Origin of the sequence: Ulvibacter litoralis, assembly GCF_900102055.1 — a bacterium.
GTDB classification, from domain to species: Bacteria; Bacteroidota; Bacteroidia; order Flavobacteriales; family Flavobacteriaceae; genus Ulvibacter; species Ulvibacter litoralis.
This window is the reverse complement of sequence record NZ_FNBA01000007.1, coordinates 53539-72214: the sequence shown is the minus strand read 5'-3', so window position 1 is coordinate 72214 and position 18676 is coordinate 53539. Positions and strand designations below refer to the sequence as shown.

10 protein-coding genes are annotated in these 18676 nt (G+C 39.3%); 1 reads left to right on the top strand and 9 read right to left on the bottom strand.

Annotated features, from left to right (window positions below; genetic code table 11):
* Nucleotides 1-44 precede the first annotated feature (44 nt).
* The 4 genes from BLQ00_RS15690 to BLQ00_RS15675 form a co-directional block, all read right to left on the bottom strand.
* The gene (locus tag BLQ00_RS15690; protein ID WP_175445477.1) at nt 45-1385 is read right to left on the bottom strand and encodes a DUF819 family protein; all 1341 of its coding nucleotides are present in this window, start codon (nt 1383-1385) and stop codon (nt 45-47) included.
* 27 nt (nt 1386-1412) lie between these two features.
* Nucleotides 1413-1571, bottom strand: coding sequence for a type II toxin-antitoxin system antitoxin (locus tag BLQ00_RS15685; protein WP_093145268.1), 159 nt, complete (start codon nt 1569-1571; stop codon nt 1413-1415).
* A gap of 4 nt (nt 1572-1575) precedes the next feature.
* Nucleotides 1576-2505 (bottom strand): alpha/beta hydrolase family protein, encoded by a 930-nt coding sequence (locus BLQ00_RS15680; protein ID WP_093145267.1) that lies wholly within the window; start codon nt 2503-2505, stop codon nt 1576-1578.
* A 98-nt stretch (nt 2506-2603) separates the two neighbouring features.
* Nucleotides 2604-3467, bottom strand: a complete 864-nt coding sequence (locus BLQ00_RS15675; protein ID WP_093145266.1) for an SPFH domain-containing protein — start codon at nt 3465-3467, stop codon at nt 2604-2606.
* A gap of 126 nt (nt 3468-3593) precedes the next feature.
* Between BLQ00_RS15675 and BLQ00_RS15670 the strand changes: the two genes are divergently transcribed.
* Nucleotides 3594-4373 (top strand): S1/P1 nuclease, encoded by a 780-nt coding sequence (locus BLQ00_RS15670; protein WP_093145265.1) that lies wholly within the window; start codon nt 3594-3596, stop codon nt 4371-4373.
* An 11-nt stretch (nt 4374-4384) separates the two neighbouring features.
* On the opposite strand, the gene BLQ00_RS15665 is transcribed toward BLQ00_RS15670, so the two are convergent.
* From BLQ00_RS15665 to BLQ00_RS15645, 5 genes are all read right to left on the bottom strand, one after another.
* Complete coding sequence (locus BLQ00_RS15665; RefSeq protein ID WP_093145264.1) at nt 4385-4996, bottom strand: alpha-ketoglutarate-dependent dioxygenase AlkB family protein; 612 nt, start codon at nt 4994-4996, stop codon at nt 4385-4387.
* 2 nt (nt 4997-4998) lie between these two features.
* Complete coding sequence (locus BLQ00_RS15660; RefSeq protein ID WP_093145263.1) at nt 4999-5352, bottom strand: DoxX family protein; 354 nt, start codon at nt 5350-5352, stop codon at nt 4999-5001.
* Nucleotides 5353-5357: 5 nt separating this feature from the next.
* Nucleotides 5358-6191: a DUF6503 family protein gene (locus BLQ00_RS15655; protein ID WP_093145262.1), complete on the bottom strand. Its 834-nt coding sequence runs from the start codon at nt 6189-6191 to the stop codon at nt 5358-5360.
* A gap of 118 nt (nt 6192-6309) precedes the next feature.
* On the bottom strand, nt 6310-11469 hold the full coding sequence (locus BLQ00_RS15650) for an HYR domain-containing protein (RefSeq protein ID WP_093145261.1): 5160 nt from the start codon (nt 11467-11469) through the stop codon (nt 6310-6312).
* A 537-nt stretch (nt 11470-12006) separates the two neighbouring features.
* Nucleotides 12007-18534: a T9SS type A sorting domain-containing protein gene (locus BLQ00_RS15645; RefSeq protein ID WP_093145260.1), complete on the bottom strand. Its 6528-nt coding sequence runs from the start codon at nt 18532-18534 to the stop codon at nt 12007-12009.
* Nucleotides 18535-18676 lie beyond the last annotated feature (142 nt).

The window sequence follows — 18676 nt, the reverse complement described above, 5'->3', positions numbered from 1 at the left end:
AAGATGCTATTTTTTTAAGAAATTGACTATTGAATTTTACAAATTTAATGAGCTACTGCAGCCAATTGCATTAAAGCAGTACAAGCAACAGCTCCCAAAGTTCCAACGGCATATCCAAAAACAGCAAGCAATACGCCTACTGTGGCTAAAGATGGATGAAAAGCAGAAGCTACAATAGGGGCAGAGGCAGCGCCACCAACATTGGCCTGACTTCCTACAGCTAAAAAGAAATACGGTGCTTTAATAATTTTTGCAACCACAATTAATAATACAGCGTGAATAAGCATCCAAACTAATCCAACGACAATTAATCCTTTGTTTTCGAAAATTAAAGTTAGATCCATTTTCATTCCAATACTGGCAACGAGAATGTAAATAAAAACGCTTCCAAATTTACTAGCACCAGCGCCTTCATAGCTTCTAGCTTTGGTGTAGGATAGGATAATTCCAACAATAGTTGTTAACGAAATCATCCAGAAAAAACTAGACGTTAAAAACGTAAACATGTTGCGAGTAATACCAGGTGAAAGACCTTCTACAAATGATTCGAATACTTGACTTAAATAACCTGCGCCAAAATGTGCAAAACTCACAGTACCAAATGCAATTGCAGCTAAAATCATTAAATCGGCCAAGGTCGGATTACGATCTACTTTTTTAGAATAGGTCGATACTTTTTCTTTCAAGGCTTCAATAGCACTTGTGTCGGCACCTAACCATTTATCTATTTTTGCCGACTTTCCAATTCCAATTAAAATAATAGCCATCCAAATATTCGCGACAACGATATCTACGAATACCATTCCGCCATATAGTTTTTGGTTGTATCCATAAATTTCCAACATGGCAGTTTGGTTGGCACCACCACCAATCCAGCTTCCTGCTAGTGTTGAGAGTCCTCTCCATACAGCATCGGCTCCTTCACCACCAATAGTTTCTGGTGAAAAGGTTCCAATTAGTAATACAGCGACGGGACCACCAATGATGATACCAGCAGTACCCGTTAGAAACATGATAAGTGCTTTCGGACCTAGATTAAATACTGCTTTTAAATCGATGCTGAGTGTCATTAATACAAGCGCGGCGGGTAATAAATACCGACTCGACATATAGTATAAGCTCGAACTGTGTTTTGTAGCTTCTCCAGTTTCAGAAACAGTGGTCCAATCTGGCGCAATAATTCCAAATGTAGTAAGTACTGCAGGAATAAAATACGCGATAAATAAAGCAGGTACAATAGCGTAGAACTTACTCCAGAAACCTTCTTTTTTTGAAGATGTAAAAAATATAAGTCCTAAAGCAACCATTAAAACCCCAAAAACAATAGTGTCATTGGTAAATAGAGGCGTCGTATCTTTAATTATTTCTGAAGCGGTATCTTGCATAGCGATGGTTTTTCTGCAAAATACAATTTATTTCTTTTTAGGCAGTCTTCCTTCCTTTTTTAATACTTCATTAAGCATCCATTCAATTTGGCCATTGGTGCTGCGAAACTCATCGGCAGCCCATTTTTCAATGGCTTTCATCATATCTTCATTTACACGAAGTGCGAATGCTTTTTTCTTACTCATAGAATTACTTCTTAATAAACGTGCTTATCGCATCAATTAATTCGGGCATTACAGGAATGTTATATTGATTGTACGATTTACCATTTTCCATATCATTACCTTCAATCTTTTTGAAGATGTGGTTCATTTGAGGGATGATCAGGTATTCTGCTCCCGGTTTTGCTTTGTGTAATTTTTCTGCTTCCGAGACACTAACCTGTAGGTCTTTGTCGCCATTTATGATTAATATAGGCATTTCCAATTTTGAAATTTCAGTCATAGGGTCATATAGCATCCAACTTCTTATAAACGGCTGTATGTCTTTTCTGAAAATAGACGACAGTCCAGGACTGTAATTAACAGCAACTCCATTAACTCGCAAATCATCAAAAGCCAATCGGGCGCTTTCTTGAAGCCCTGGAGCTTGTTGTGATAATTGTGTAACAATAACATCGTCTATAGGTTGTCCCGCACCTGCGATGGATACAAATCCATTTACGCCATCTTGCGCTGCGACCATACCTGCAAGAGAGCCTTGACTATGACCTATGATGTATATTTTTGAAAATTCATTCCCTTTTTTAAAATAAGCGATAATTTTTGAAGCATCTTTAATAAAATCGTCAAAACGTATTTCTTTCTCATTAATCGTTTTGTTTTTCATTTGCTTCACAATGCGTTTGTCGTATCGATACGAAGCGATTCCTGCTTCATATAACCCTTCAGCTAAAAATCGAATGGCATTGTTTTCAATCATTTGCTGATTTCCATTTCTGTCCACAGGACCTGAGCCTCCAATTAAAATAGCCAACGGCATTTTTTCAGAAGAGGTTGGTCTTAGTAATGTTCCATCAATAAGCGGAGAAACGCTAATGTCGATAGCATTGTACTTTTTACTTTGTGCAAAACTACTTCCGAAGCATAACAAGAAAATATAAATCCAATGTAATTTCATAGGTCTAAAATTTATGTGTTTGTGGTTTGTTTCTTTGTTTTTTCTGAAACAATACTTCCATTAAACACAATTTAAATGCCAATATTGCATTTCGAGCTTTAAGTGTTTAAAGTTCCAGCATTTACTACGGGTGTCGCATCTTTGTCGCTACATAATATAACCATTAAGTTGCTAACCATAGCCGCTTTTTTATCTTCGTCCAAATCTACAATATTCTTTTTACTCAATTGGTTTAAGGCCATCTCTACCATGCTAACAGCACCTTCTACAATTTTGTGTCGTGCCGCTACAATAGCAGTTGCTTGTTGTCTTTTTAGCATAGCACTAGCAATTTCGTTTGAATACGCTAAATACCCAATTCTAGATTCGAGTACTTCGATACCTGCGATGGCAAGACGGTCTTCCAATTCTTTTTCTAAGGCTTCATTTACTTCGGTCATGCTCGAGCGCAGAGTGATGTCTTCGTCTAAACCTTCATCGGCAAAATTGTCATACGGATACTTGCTAGCCAACTCTCTAACCGCTGCATCAGTCTGTATACGCACAAAATTTTCGTAATCATCTACATCAAAAGCGGCTTTATGAGTGTCTCTTACTCTCCACACTAAGATGGTACTAATAATGATTGGGTTTCCTAATTTGTCGTTTACCTTCAGTCGTTCGCTGTCAAAGTTTCTCGCACGTAATGATATTTTTTTCTTTACAAACAACGGATTCACCCAATATAAACCATTGCTTTTAATGGTTCCGATGTACTTTCCGAAGAGCAATAAAACACGAGAACCATTAGGGTTTACCAATACAAAACCGGGTATCATTATAATTATGGTTAGAAAGAAAGAAGCTATAAACCAATTGTTTTTGGTGGTAATGAGTCCGAAAACACTTCCGATAAGTAGTACCATTAATAGAACCAGCATCACATAGCCGTTTGCTGGAAGGATTGATTTTTCGTTTGACATATATGTATGATTTAAAATGATATTAAAATGATATTAAACAAATATCGTTTATTTTTTTGAAATTCCGAATAAAATTTTCAATCTCTGTACTTTTAGATTGTTATCTTTGTGAAAAATGTTTTTGTTATGAGAAAATTTCAGCTTTTAGTATTCGTCCTTTTTTTAGGAGTACAATCTGTTTCAGCATCAAATGATTGGGGTAAAAAAGGGCATAGAACCACAGGCGAAATCGCACAAAAACATCTTTCCAAAAAAGCAGAACGTAAAATTAATGCGCTACTAAACGGGCATACGTTGGCCTTTGTTTCTAATCACGGAGACGATATAAAAAGTGATCAGGCGTATAGAAGTTACAGTCCGTGGCATTATGTAAATTACCCTTTTGACAGCTCGTACGAGGCGCATCCTAAAAGTGAAAAAGGCGATTTAATTACTGGAATTGCAACTTGTGTTGCCGTTCTTAAAGATGAAAAAGCTTCGAAAGAAGATAAAATATTTCATTTAAAAATGTTGGTTCACTTTGTGGGAGATTTACACCAGCCTTTGCATGTTGGAATTGCTGATGATAAAGGAGGAAACGATTTTCAAGTTCGTTGGTTTAACGACGGCACCAATTTACATTCGGTTTGGGATACTAAAATGATTGAAGATTACGGAATGTCGTATACCGAACTTGCTGCTTCTGCCGATCCACTTTCTTCGTATCAATTGGCTGAGGTTGAAAAAGGAACGGTTATCGATTGGATGAATGAGAGTAGAACGTTGTGCAAAGAAATTTATGCAAATGCTGAAATAGGCGATAAGTTAGGCTACCGTTATATGTACGATTATACGTCTGTTTTTCGTTCGCAACTTCAAAAAGGAGGAATTCGTTTGGCAGTATTGCTCAACGATATTTTCGGATAATCTCCGCTATTTTAATATACAATTCGGAACGTTAGGTTAATTCTAGGGGCAACTCTTTTCGTTGTCTTCGGAATTTGATGCAACCAGTTTTCTTGTGTTGCACCTTTCATAAGTAGTAAACTTCCGTGCTCTAGAATGATTTTATGTTTTAGTGCTTTGTCTGTTTTGTGTTTTAAATGGAACATTCTAGGCGCTCCAAAACTAACCGATGCAATCACTGGGTTTGTGCCCAATTCTTTTTCATTATCGCTGTGCCAACCATTGCTATCACTTCCATTTCTGTATAAGTTAAGCAAAACTGTCGTGAAGTTTACTTCGGAAAATTTTTCAACGTCGCACTTTATTTCTTTTAGCGTAGGTGTGAATTGCTTCGGAAGCATGGTGATGCCAGAATAGGAGTAGGGCTTACTGTTGTTTCCGTATAAGGCGGTGAGTCTGGGTTGCGGGTGTGTTTTTCCGAAGAGTGTAATACTGTCTTGTTGCCAAGGAGTTTCAGTTGTTAGACGCGTAAAATATTCTGAAGCTTTTTCCGAAGAAAAAAAAGACGGAATGTATAACACAGTTCCGTCTTTGATAGGTAATTGTAAAGGTGTTTTATGTTCTTCAGAAGCAAATAAATTCATGTTTAAACATATTGATACGCCCAAAACATTAATACAAACTGCAATGGAATTCTAGCGATTAAAACCCATTTTGGCAGTTTCATTGCAGCTTCTTCATTTTGTAGCATATAGACATGAACAGGAATAAATACAATGAGGATTGCTATAATTCCCCAAGCGGCTAAACTTTGGGTTCCTGGACTTAGAATCATAAATCCTAAAATCATTTCTGCAATTCCGCTAAGCATCACCATGGTTCCTTTTGCAGGAATATACGGCGGCATAATGCGTTCGTATAATTTAGGTTTCCTAAAATGGTTTGCGCCGGCAATTACAAATAGTAGGCCGATAAGATATTGATGCCAGGGAAAATTCATGTTAATTAGTCTTGTTTAGGAGCTTCTACTATTTTTGAATCTGCAGGAACCGTAAAGTCTGCATCATCTAAAAAGGTGATGTTTGTAAGGGTTGCATTTCCGATGCTATCACCGTACAATTCTTTTTCGTCGCTCCAGTTGTAGAAATCCCACATATCTGCGATTGCAACTCCATCTACAACGGTGTAGTTTGTGTATGCGATGGCGTGCGGTGCTGCTTCTGCTTTTTCAACTGTTTTTCCGAAGGTTACGATATAAGCTGCATAGTTAAGTAAGTTTGTTTCAGGATCTGTATATACCATATACCAATCGTCTGAAGTATCTCCAACATCACTTTTGAACGATAATTTTGCTCTTGAAACTTCTTCTTCGTTGATCATTTTTTGCTCAAAACCACTCCACTGAGTTCCAGGGTCGGTTAGTTTAAATGGCATTGACATAAAATAAGACCAAGTGAAAATATCGAAACGAGCGCTTTTAAGTTCTTTATTAGCAGGAGAGAGGTATACTTCACTTCCGTCGTAAATGATACTGCTTCCGTCTTTAAAATCATATCTTATCTTAGAAGAGTTTGTTAATGAAGTCACTTTTACATCCAATCTAAGTTTTCCGTTAAAGTGTAATAATAGGTCGTAAGAGATAGCCTTTTTTGAAGTATAACCTTCTTTGTTGTGAGCCTTTTCAATGCCTTGTGCAAAAGCATCTGAAAGTGATACTGCTCCGTCACCAATTCCGTTGTCTTTTTCTACGGGAATTGCTTTTTCTTCGGTGTTTTTCTTTGTTTCGTTACAAGCTGTAGCAGCTACTATAAGTACTAATAATAGAATAATTTTCTTCATCAAATAATGTTTGAGTTTGTGCAATTTTATAAGTTTCAAAAGTAAATCATTTAAATGAAAAACCCCTTCAAATCTGAGATTTCAGACGAAGGGGTTTTAATTTTAACTAATTTTAAGACTATTCTTTTAAGAGCCTTCTACTTGTTTGTCCTTGATCGTATTTAATAATCACGGTGTAGGTAGCACTTGCAAGGGTAGAAATATCAATTTGCTTTTCAGTTCCCATAGTTCTAAGGTCGATGCTTGCTATGAAGCGTCCTCTCATATCATAGATATCTGCTTGCTCCAACGCAATAGCTTGAGGGTTGCTTAGAATTACATATTCCTTCGCTGGGTTAGGGTATAGGCTCACATTAGCAATTTCTAATTCGATGTCGTTTACACCTAATACACTTTCAACAGTTAATTCGAATGAACAGGTACCAATGTTTCCATATTCATCGGTTGCTGTTAGTGTAATAGTGTATGTTCCATCGGGTAGTAATGTACCTGGCGCAGGATCTTGGGTTGTGATTGTTACTGGATCTGTACAATTGTCAGTTACAGTCGCTTCACCTGTAGCAAAGTAATCAGGCACTTCGTAAAATAAGTTTCCTGCTCCTGGATCTACTGTTTGATCTGCTGGACATGTAATTTCTGGTGCGAATGCATCAACAACTGTTACCGTAGCAAAACAAGTTGCTAAGTTTCCGTTTGCATCCTCACTGAATACCTGTACCGTTACAGGGGTTCCAATATCACTACAATCAAAGTCTGTGATATCAACAGCAGTTGTTGCGATTCCGCAGGCATCAGTATTGCTGGCGATTACATCACTTGGTGTAATGGTAACAGTACCATCTGCTCCTAATTCAAGCGTGATATCCATACACACAAGTTCTGGTAATGTATTGTCTTCAACAGTTACTGTTGCCGTACAGGTTTCAGAGTTTCCGTTAACATCAGTTACTGTTAAAACTACTGTGTTAGGGCCTACATTCGAACAATCGAAAGTATCGATGTCTAAGTCGTAGCTTGCAATTCCGCAGGCATCAGTACTTCCGTCATCAATATCAGTTCCAGTAATTGTTACCGTTCCTGTTGGATCTAATTGTACGGTAATGTCTTGACAAACTACTACAGGAGTAGTTATATCTTCAACAGTTACAATAGCGATACAATTTGAAACATTTCCATTTACATCAGTAACAGTTAAGGTCACATTATTTGGACCTACATTGCTACAATCGAAGGTGTCCATATCAATTGTAGTACTTGCGATTCCGCAGTTATCAGTACTTCCACCATCCACGTCTGAAGCAACAATCGTTGCAGTTCCTGTTGCGTCTAATTGAATTGTGATATCCTGACATACTGTGATAGGCGCTTCGTTATCCGTTACTGTAATATTGAAACTACATACTGAAACATTTCCATGGATATCAGTTGCTGTATATTCAATCGTACTTACGCCCACAGGGAAAGCAGTTCCACTTGGGTCACCACCTGTTTGAACGATGGAAGCAATTCCACAATTATCAAGTGCAATAGCGTCTGCGAATATAACTACAGCAGAACACATTCCTAAATCTGTATTGGCAGAAAGATCTGCTGAACAAGCAATTAAAGGAGCTTCATTATCTTCTACAGTAATTAGGGTAGTACAGGTAGCCGATTGACCGTTTCCGTCGTTTACTGTCCAAACTACCGTGGTAACTCCCGTTGCAAGAATTTCTCCTGCAATAGTTGCTGTTCCGTTCAAGTCGTTTGTAATAGTTCCGCTTGTACAATTGTCTGTAAAAGTAGCATCGAATTCAGTTCCAACGACAGTGTATTGACATTCACCCGCATCTGTATCACGTGTATCGTTAGCAACACAAGAGATAATAGGAGCTTCGTTGTCTTCCACAGTAATCAGGGTAGTACACGTAGCCGATTGTCCGTTTCCATCATTTACAGTCCAAAGAACCGTAGTAACACCTTTTGGTAATACTTCTCCAGCAATGGTTGCTGTTCCGTTCAAGTCGTTTGTAATGCTTCCGCTAGTACAATTATCTGTAAAAGTAGCGTCAAATTCAGTTCCAACGACAGTGTATTGACAAACTCCTGTATCTGTGTTACGAGTAGTATCCGCAATACAAGTAATGATCGGAGCTTCGTTATCTTCCACAGTAATAACCGTAGTACATGTAGCCGATTGACCGTTACCATCATTAACTGTCCAAACAACAGTTGTAATTCCAATAGGAAGAACTTCACCAGCAACAGTAGCTGTTCCGTTTAAGTCGTTTGTAATGCTTCCGCTGGTACAATTGTCTGTAAAGGTTGCATCGAATTCAGTTCCAACAACCGTGTATTGACAAACTCCTGTATCTGTGTTACGAGTAGTATCCGCAATACAAGTAATGATCGGAGCTTCGTTATCTTCCACAGTAATAACGGTAGTACACGTAGCCGATTGACCATTTCCGTCGTTAACCGTCCAAATAATGGTGTTTATACCAATTGGAAGTGCTTCTCCAGCAACAGTAGCTGTTCCGTTTAAGTCGTTTGTAATAGTTCCGCTTGTACAATTATCTGTAAAAGTAGCGTCAAATTCAGTTCCAACAACTGTGTATTCACATACACCTGCATCGGTATCACGTGTATCGTCAGCCACGCAGGAAATTACTGGCGCTTCGTTGTCTTCTACGGTTACATCAAAACTACAGGATGCTGTATTTCCTGACGGATCAGTTACTTCAAACGTATTCGTTGTAGTTCCTATAGGGAATACTGAGCCTGAAGGTAAACCTGCTGTTTGTATAGGTAGAACAGTTGCGCCATAAGAGATAATAACTTCTCCATGTCCGCTTCGTACTCCTTGTGTGTGCGTCACATTTGTTGCTGTAGGAGCTGTATAGCTACTACCGCCACCGCCACCTCGACAGTTACCACTTCCAGCACCACCATAATAACCGCCACCGCCACCATAGCCTTCGCAACCACAGCCAATAGATGAGCCTCCAAATCCTAAACCACCTGATACAATAGGATTGTCAAAAGATGTACAAGTACCATTTCCACTTTCTGTTTGTGTTCCAGGATCACCTCCAGGATTTGTAGGTGTATCTCTATATCCTGGACCTCCAACTAGATCTCCTCCTAAACCACCAACGATGTGTTGACCGCTCCAGTATCCAGCACCACCAGCACCACCACCAACGATAACTCGATCTGTGATTGAATTGCCACCAATACGAATATCAGACGCGCCACCGCCTCCAATACCACCGCCTTCTCCAGCTCCACCACCATTGAAGCCACCTATATGTGTACTAGGCTGTTCACCAACATAGATGTATAATATTTGACCTGGTGTTACAGGAATGTCGGCTTCTACCAAACCTCCAAAATTAACATTGTTAACCCAGTTAGCACCTCCTTGAGCACCATAAACTTGAGCATGAATTTCAGTAATACCGGGAGGTACAATAAATTGTTGTTCACTTCCTGTGAATGAAAATGTTTCAAGACCTAGTGTTCCGCTAGCACAATTATCTGTAACAACTGGCGCTGTATAATTTACGACAGCACCACAAACTCCAGGATCGTTAGTTACTGTTATTGGTGCAGGACATGTTATAATCGGGTCTTCGTTGTCTTCTACAGTAATCACTGTTGTACAGGTGTCTGATTGCCCGTTTCCATCGTTAACTGTCCAAAGTACTGAAGTGATTCCTTTTGGTAAGATTTCACCAGCAATGGTTGCTGTTCCATTCAAGTTGTTTGTAATGCTTCCGCTAGAACAGTTGTCTGTAAAGGTTGCGTCAAATTCAGTTCCAATAACAGTATATTGACAAACGCTTGGATCTGTATCACGAGTATCATCAGCGATACAAGTAACAATTGGAGCTTCGTTGTCTTCCACAGTAATAACCGTAGTACACGTAGCCGATTGGCCGTTTCCATCATTAACTGTCCAAAGTACAGTTGTGATTCCTTTTGGTAGAATTTCACCAGCAATAGTAGCCGTTCCGTTTAAGTCGTTTGTAATGCTTCCGTTTGTACAATTGTCTGTGAAAGTTGCATCAAATTCAGTTCCAACGACAGTGTATTCACATACGCCTGCATCAGTATCGCGAGTATCATCAGCAACACAAGTAATAATTGGGTCTTCAGTATCCTCTACTGTAATTGTAACCGTTGCTACACAATCGTTAGGTGCTGTACTAGAAGACGTATAGGTAGTCGTAGTTGTTGCCGTAAAAGCAACGCCATTGGTAATACCGTTATCCCAGGTTACTATTCCTCCATTAGAAGAAACTCCCGTAATAGTTACTTGTGTCCCTGGACAAACGTTCTCGCTAGGAGTTGTTGTTATTGTTAAACCTGTACATAAAGGAGTGATTGTAATTACTCCATTACCCGGATTAGAATTATTAGTTGAAGCCAAGTTTGAAGCACTAGGTAGGATATAGGATGATCCACCACCGCCACCAGAGGCCCAGTTTCCACCTCCAGCTCCGCCGCCATACCAGCCGCCACCGCCGCCAGCACCACCGCCGTTTGTAGTGTTTCCTCCATCACCTCCATTACCAAAACAACCGCCGAAGCCACCACTACCCAGTCCGCCAACAGTATCATCTCCATTGCCACCACATGCACCACTGGTGCCTCCTAATGCTATTGTACCTCCTGAAATACCATAACCTCCACCAGCTCCACCGCCGTCGCCGCCGCCGCCGCCGCCGCCGCCAGGTGAGCAAGCGCAATCACCTGTACAGGATCCAGCACCGCTATCTCCACCTGCAGTACTGGTACCAGTTCCCCCAGTATTTGTTGGTTCGTTTGATGAATTTCCTCCTAGTCCACCAGGATAACCGCCACCGCCGCCGTTATTATTTGAACAATCACCTCTACCGGCACCACCACCACCACCAGCAACGATTATTCGATCTGTTAATGAGGTACCATTTTGGCGAACATCTGATGCTCCACCGCCATTTACACCATTATAACCAGGCATAGCACTACCTGTTCCTTCAGTTCCTCCTCCATTAAAACCATCTTGGCCTCCGACATAAATTGATAGTACTTCTCCAGGTGTTACACTTAAATCACCACTTATAAAACCACCAAGTCCTCCACTAGCTGTTGCATTGTCTTCTCCTTGAGCTCCATACGCTTCGATGTTAATTTCTGTTACTCCTGCGGGGACTGTGTAGGTCTGGACCGATCCGGTGTAATTAAATGTTGTTTGTGAAAACCCTAATGCCGTGAATAGCATTATTATGAGGGTTAATGTAATTTTTTTCATAAAACTTAAATTTTGGTTAGTTAGATTAGGGGTTGTTAATAATTATGTTTAGTTAAAATTTTACGCATTATGGTTGCTCTCTTAGTAAGTATAATCAATAGGATTTTACTTAAAAGAAAGTATTAAGTGATAAAAAATAGGTGTAAAGCATCATATCATTTATTTTAATGTTTGGGCTCATCAAATTCGTTTTATATGAATTCATATAAAACAGAATAGTTAAAATCAAATGTATGAGGTTAGAGTTGGCGAATATATATTAATTTTCTGAAACTTGACTACGTGTAAATACGTATATTTTGCTTAAAACAGGTGTTTTGGCTGTTTATTTTAACTTTAATCGATGTTTTTGTGATTTTTCGGAAGTTTAATCTTCCTTTGTTTAATAGAGTTTCGGCTTGCTTTTTTCGACTATTTTTAATCCTGTTTTTTTATTTTTTTTGAATAAAAAGTTACTTTTAAAATGAACTTGTTTTAACTAAAAAAAGCCCTTCTAGAATTTCTTCCAGAAGGGCTTAAGCCTAATTTAATAATTAATTATTCTTTTAAGAGTCTTCTACTTGTTTGTCCTTGATCGTATTTAATGATCACGGTGTAGGTAGCACTTGCAAGAGTAGAAATATCAATTTGTTTTTCAGTTCCCATATTTCTAAGGTCGATGCTTTCTATAAATCGTCCTCTAATATCATAGATATCTGCTTGCTCCAATGCAATAGCTTGAGGATTGCTTATGTAAACATAGTCACTAGAAGGGTTAGGGTACAGGCTCACACTTGCAATTTCCAGTTCGATTTCGTCTACACCTAATTCACTTTCAACAATTAATTCGAAAGTACATGTACCTACATTACCGTATTCGTCGGTTGCTGTAAGGGTAACAGTGTATGTTCCATCAGGTAGTAAAGTACCTGGCGCAGGATCTTGGGTTGTGATTGTTACTGGATCTGTACAGTTGTCAGTTACAGTAGCTTCTCCCGTTGCGAAATAATCTGGTACTTCATAGAATAAGTTTCCTGTTCCTGGATCTTGTGTTTGATCTGCCGGACATGTAATTTCTGGAGCGAGCATATCAACCACAGTTACAGTAGCGAAACAGGTCGCTAAGTTTCCGTTTGCATCCTGACTGAATACTTGTACAGTTACAGGCGTACCTATATCACTACAATCAAAGTCAGTAATATCAACCGCTGTTGTTGCGATACCACAGGCATCAGTATTGCTGGCAATCACATCATCTGCAGTAATTGTTGCGGTACCATCTGCTTCTAATTCAAGAGTGATGTCCAAACAAACAAGATCTGGAGAGGTGATGTCTTCAACAGTTACTACTGCCGTACATGTTGCTGTATTTCCGTTAACATCTGTTACCGTTAAGGTCACCGTGTTAGGTCCAACATTCGAACAATCGAAAGTGTCGATATCTAAATCGTAGCTTGCAATTCCGCAGGCATCTGTACTTCCACCATCAACATCGATTCCGGCAATTGTTACCGTTCCTGTTGCGTCTAATTGTACGGTTATATCCATACAAGCTACCACTGGTTCAGTTACGTCTTCCACAGTAACTACTGCGATACAAGTTGATACATTCCCATTTACATCGGTAACTGTTAAAGTCACGTTATTTGGACCTACATTGCTACAATCGAAGGTGTTCATATCAATTGTTGTACTTGCGATTCCGCAGTTATCTGTAGAACCTCCATCAACATCAGCGGCAACAATTGTTACATTTCCTGTTGCATCTAATTGAATGGTGATATCCTGACATACTGTGATAGGCGCTTCGTTATCCGTTACTGTAATGGTAAAGTCACACGTTGTTGTGTTTCCATTCACATCGGTCGCAGTATATTCAATAGTGCTTACGCCTACAGGGAATAAACTCCCAGAAGGAAGCCCTGCGGTTTGAACCACACTTGCCACACCACAATTATCGAATGCAATAGCATCTGAAAATATAACTACAGTTCCACAAATTGCAGGGTCTGTATTCGCTACAACATCTGCGGGACAAGCAATTATTGGCGCTACGTTGTCTTCAACCGTTACGTCTGTTGTACATGTTGACATATTTCCGTTTACATCGGTTACTGTTAGTGTTACTGTATTTACACCAACATCAGCACATGTGAAATTGGTGATGTCGATAGAGGTACTTGCAATTCCGCAGGCATCTGTCGAACCATTTTCAATATCGGCAACTGTGATACTTGCCATTCCGGCTGCATCAAGTTGTACTGTAAAAGGAGCAGCACAATTTGCTACTGGCGCTACGTTGTCTTCAACCGTTACGTCTGTTGTACATGTTGACATATTTCCGTTTACATCGGTTACTGTTAGTGTTACTGTATTTACACCAACATCAGCACATGTGAAATTGGTGATGTCGATAGAGGTACTTGCAATTCCGCAGGCATCTGTCGAACCATTTTCAATATCGGCAACTGTGATGCTCGCCATTCCGGCTGCATCAAGTTGTACTGTAAAAGGAACTGCACAATTTGCTACTGGCGCTACGTTGTCTTCAACCGTTACATCGGTAGTACAAGTTGATATATTTCCGTTTACATCGGTTACTGTTAAGGTAACTGTATTTACACCAACATCAGCACAAGTGAAATCGGTGATGTCGATAGAAGTACTAGCAATTCCGCAGTTATCTGTCGAACCATTTTCAATATCTGCTACTGTGATACTCGCCATTCCAGCTGCATCTAATTGTATTGTAAAAGGAGCTGCACAATTTGCTATTGGTGCTACATTGTCTTCAACCGTTACATCGGTAGTACATGTTGAAATGTTTCCGTTTACATCGGTTACTGTTAAGGTAACTGTATTTACACCTATATCGGCACATGTGAAATCGGTGATGTCGATAGAGGTACTTGCAATTCCGCAGTTGTCTGTCGAACCATTTTCAATATCGGCAACTGTGATACTCGCCATTCCGGCTGCATCTAGTTGTACTGTAAAAGGTGCTGCACAATTTGCTGTTGGTGGACTGTTATCTATAACTGTAATTGTAGTAGTACATGTATCGGTTAGTGATCCATCGCTTACTGTTAGTGTAACATTAGTAACTCCAACAGGATAAGGTCCAACAGGGCTTATTGATAGTGTAAAAGGATCACCGTCTGGGTCGCTTGAACCGCCATCAAAATCGGAGGCAACAGCATTTCCTTGACAACTTCCATCTGCATTTACAATTACAGGTTGACAAACAGCAATAGGAGCTTGGTTACAAGCACTTAACGGGTCTGTGATGGTTACTACTGAAGTACATGTTGAAGAGACTCCATTAGTATCAGTTACAGTAAGGGTAACAGTATTATTCCCTAGTTCTGAGCAGGTAAATACTGAAGGTGAAACACTTAAAGAAGCAATTCCGCAGTTATCAGTTGAGCCATTATTTATATCAGAAGCAGTAATAGATGCGTTACCAGTAGCATCTAGAGCGACTGTTATATTTTGACAAGAAGCTACTGGAGCTATACTGTCTTCAATTGTAACATCTGTAGCACATGTTGATACATTTCCGTTACTATCAGTCACGATTAAATTTAAGTTTTTAACTCCTACATCTGTACATGTGAAATTGGCATTACCTATTAGCTTAATGGAGCCACTAAAAGTTGCTGTAGCTAAATTTCTTCCGGCAATATTGTGAATGTAATAGGTTTGCCCAGCGTTCAAAGCATAACTAGTATCTCCAGCTAAGAGAACACCTTCATCTGAAAATACTGTAAAACCAACAAATTCGGGTCTTGAAGTTAATGAACCACTATTCGCTATAGGCGGTGCGTCAAAAATAATAGATACTAAACCATCTCCATCACTACTCGTTCCACGATTGCTAATTTCATAATTACCGTCTACCGGTACTGTAAAACTTGTTTCTTCGAAATACCAGCTATCTGGCGGGAAATACATATCTGTTGGACTAGCTGTTGTGGTTTGTCCGTTAAATACATATGCACCAATGGCTAAAGTTACCGGTCCACAATTACTTGACGATCCATTGTCAAGATCGGCTGGTGTAATGCTCGCGTTTCCAGTTCCATCTAATTGAACTGTAAAAGGCAGCATACAAAGAGCTGTAGGTGCTATATTGTCTTCTACTGTTACATTTGTTGTACATGTTGAAATGTTTCCATTTACATCGGTTACTGTTAATGTAACTACATTTACACCTACATCGGCACATGTGAAATTTGTAATATCAATAGAAGTACTTGCAATTCCGCAGGCATCGGTTGAACCATTTTCAATATCAGCCGCTGTAATGCTCGCGTTTCCAGTTGCGTCTAATTGTACTGTAAAAGGAGCCGCACAATTTGCTATTGGCGCTACGTTTTCTTCAACCGTTACATCGGTAGTACATGTTAAAATATTTCCATTAACCTCTGTTATTGTTAAAGTAACAGTATTTACACCTATATCGGCGCATGTGAAATTGGTAATATCGATAGATGAACTTGCAATTCCGCAGTTATCGGTCGAGCCATTATCTATATCGGCAACTGTGATACTTGCCATACCGGCTGCATCTAATTGTACTGTAAAAGGAGCTGCACAATTAATTACTGCAGGTATATTATCTTCAACTGTCACATTTGTAACACATGTTGCAGTATTTCCTGAAGGGTCGGTAACAGTTAATGTTACAGGAACCGGAGCTACTATATCTGCACAAGTAAAGGTACTTGGTGAAACACTTAAGGTTACTGTTCCAGAGTCATCGCTAGACCCATTATCTATATCGGCTGCTGTAATACTCGCATTTCCGGTGGCATCTAGTTGTACTGTGAAAGTTCCTACGCACACGGCAGTAGGAGGGGTGGCGTCTCCGCAGAATTTATAGTTGTCGACAGCAATGTATTGAAAGGCACCGCCTAATTCAATTTCAATTTCATCAACTTCAGTAGCGCTATTATCTACACCGCCTTCCGTAGAAAAGTCCCAGGTATAGAATCCTTGGTTTGTTCCAATAATTGTAGGGAAGCCTGTCGATTTTGTAATTGTATATACTGTTGTTCCGTCTAATTTACCTCGAACGGTTAGAGTACCATCGTCAGTAGGGTTGGTTCCGTTTACTTCAGATGAAATAAATACTTCCATGGCCCCCATTAAAATGGTAGATACGTCTGTAACTGCAATAGAATAGATTTTCCCAGTTCCTTGATCGGATAGATTGTCTAAGAAACGGTCTGATCCGCCTGCACCTGCATCAATATATTCTGAAACACTAAAGTTGGCAGTTGTGGTCGTAAAAGGCGTTGTGTCTGTAGTCCATGTAAATGTATTGTCTGCTAAAGCTTCAAATGTTTCAACATCACAGCTTGTAACTATATGTGTTTCCCCTCCGGTAAATGGGTCTGGAGGTGTATTTCCGTCGGCATCTTCAATATCTGTGCCTGGATTTAAATCTAAACGAATACTACCTTCTCCAGAAATGGTATTAACGGTTACTGTATAGGTATTTCCCGATCCTGTTATTGCTGAAACGGCTCCTGTAGCACTTCCTGTAAGATTTACTGAAAAGTCATCTGTAGAAACATTTAATGCGTTTTCATTAAAAATCACTTCATAATCTACAGTTGAAGCAGCCGCAATAGGATTTCCTATAAGTTTAATGCTTTGTACGATAGGAGGAAGGGAAGTTGTGATTTCTTCACAATGTTCAAAATTATCTATTCCTACATATTGAAAAGCACCACCTAGTTCTATTTCTAACTCGTCAATGTTCGTTAAGCTGTAATCTGCTGCGCCTTCTGTTCCAAAATTAAATACATAAAAACCATTATTAACTGTAAAAACTGTTGGAAAACCAGAGTTTTTAGTGATGGTGAAAAGAGTAGCTCCAGCTAGTTTTCCGCGGAAAACTACAGAGCCGTCATCTGTTGGATTTGTTCCGTTTACCTCTGAAGAAAGATAAATGTCTAAGGATTCAATATTGAATAATTCAGTTCCAGTAGGACTAATAGTGTATACTTTTCCAGTTCCTTGGTCACTAAAATTTGATAAGAATTGAGCTGAACCACCAGCACCTGCACCAGGGAAGTTCTCTACATCTAAATTTGCAGAGCCTGTGGTATATGTTACGCCATTACTGCTGAAAGTGAAATCTCCAGCGGTAAACGATTCGAAAGTTTCTTGAAAGCAACGTGATACGGTATGGGTTTGTCCTGCCGTAAAAGGAAGGGGAGGTCCATTTCCTAAAGCGTCAGTAATATTTGTTCCAGCTAGCAGGTCTATACTAATAGTTCCTTCTCCAGTGATGCTACTTACAGTCACTGTATACGTAGTTCCACTTCCAGAAATATTAGAAATTGTTCCTGAAGTTCCAGCGCCATCAATTGTAAAATCGTCTGTAGAAACATTGAGTGCATTTTCATTAAAACTTACTGTAAAATCTACCGATGCTGCAGTTGTTGTAGGACTGCCCACCAACGAAATTGATTGTACAACTGGTGGATCAGCTTCTAACGATTCGTCATCAAACACAAAGTTGTCTATCGCGACATATTGGAATGCCCCACCAAGTGTTATTTCAATTCGGTCTATATTAAGTGTTGTATAATCTGAAGGTGGGTCTGAAGCTAGATCTAATAAGAAGAAACCGTTGTCCACAGGTCCGATAGTGGTTAAAAAACCTGTAGTTTTAGTATAGGTGAAAACGGTTGTTCCTCCGGCTTTTCCTGTAAAAGTCATGGTTCCATCGTTTGTTGGTGAACTTGCAGATGCCAAAGATGACACATAAATCTCCATAGATCGAAGGGTGAACAAACTTGCACCGCCTGTTAAAGCAATAGTATTTGTTTGCCCTGTGCCTAGATTGTCAAAATTGTCTAGGAAATAATCCGAATCTCCCGCTCCCGCATCATTAAAAAACTCGACATCAAAAAGTGGATTTCCTGTTGCAGTAAATGTATAGCCATTATTTGTAAACGTAGTGGCGCCATTCCCTGCAGCTTCAAAGTTTTCTGTGTATTGGGCAGTCATTTTCGAAAAAGAGAAGAGCGCAATTACTAGAAAAAACAGTACAGTGTAGTTTTTTTTCATGATGGATCGTTTTTAATTAGGTTCGTTCTGTTTTTTAAACAGTAGTGTCTTCAAACATAGGGATTATATATCTAAAATTATATACGTAGAATCACTTATATTTTAAATAAATAATTGATTTTCAGTGTTATAAATAGGTTGT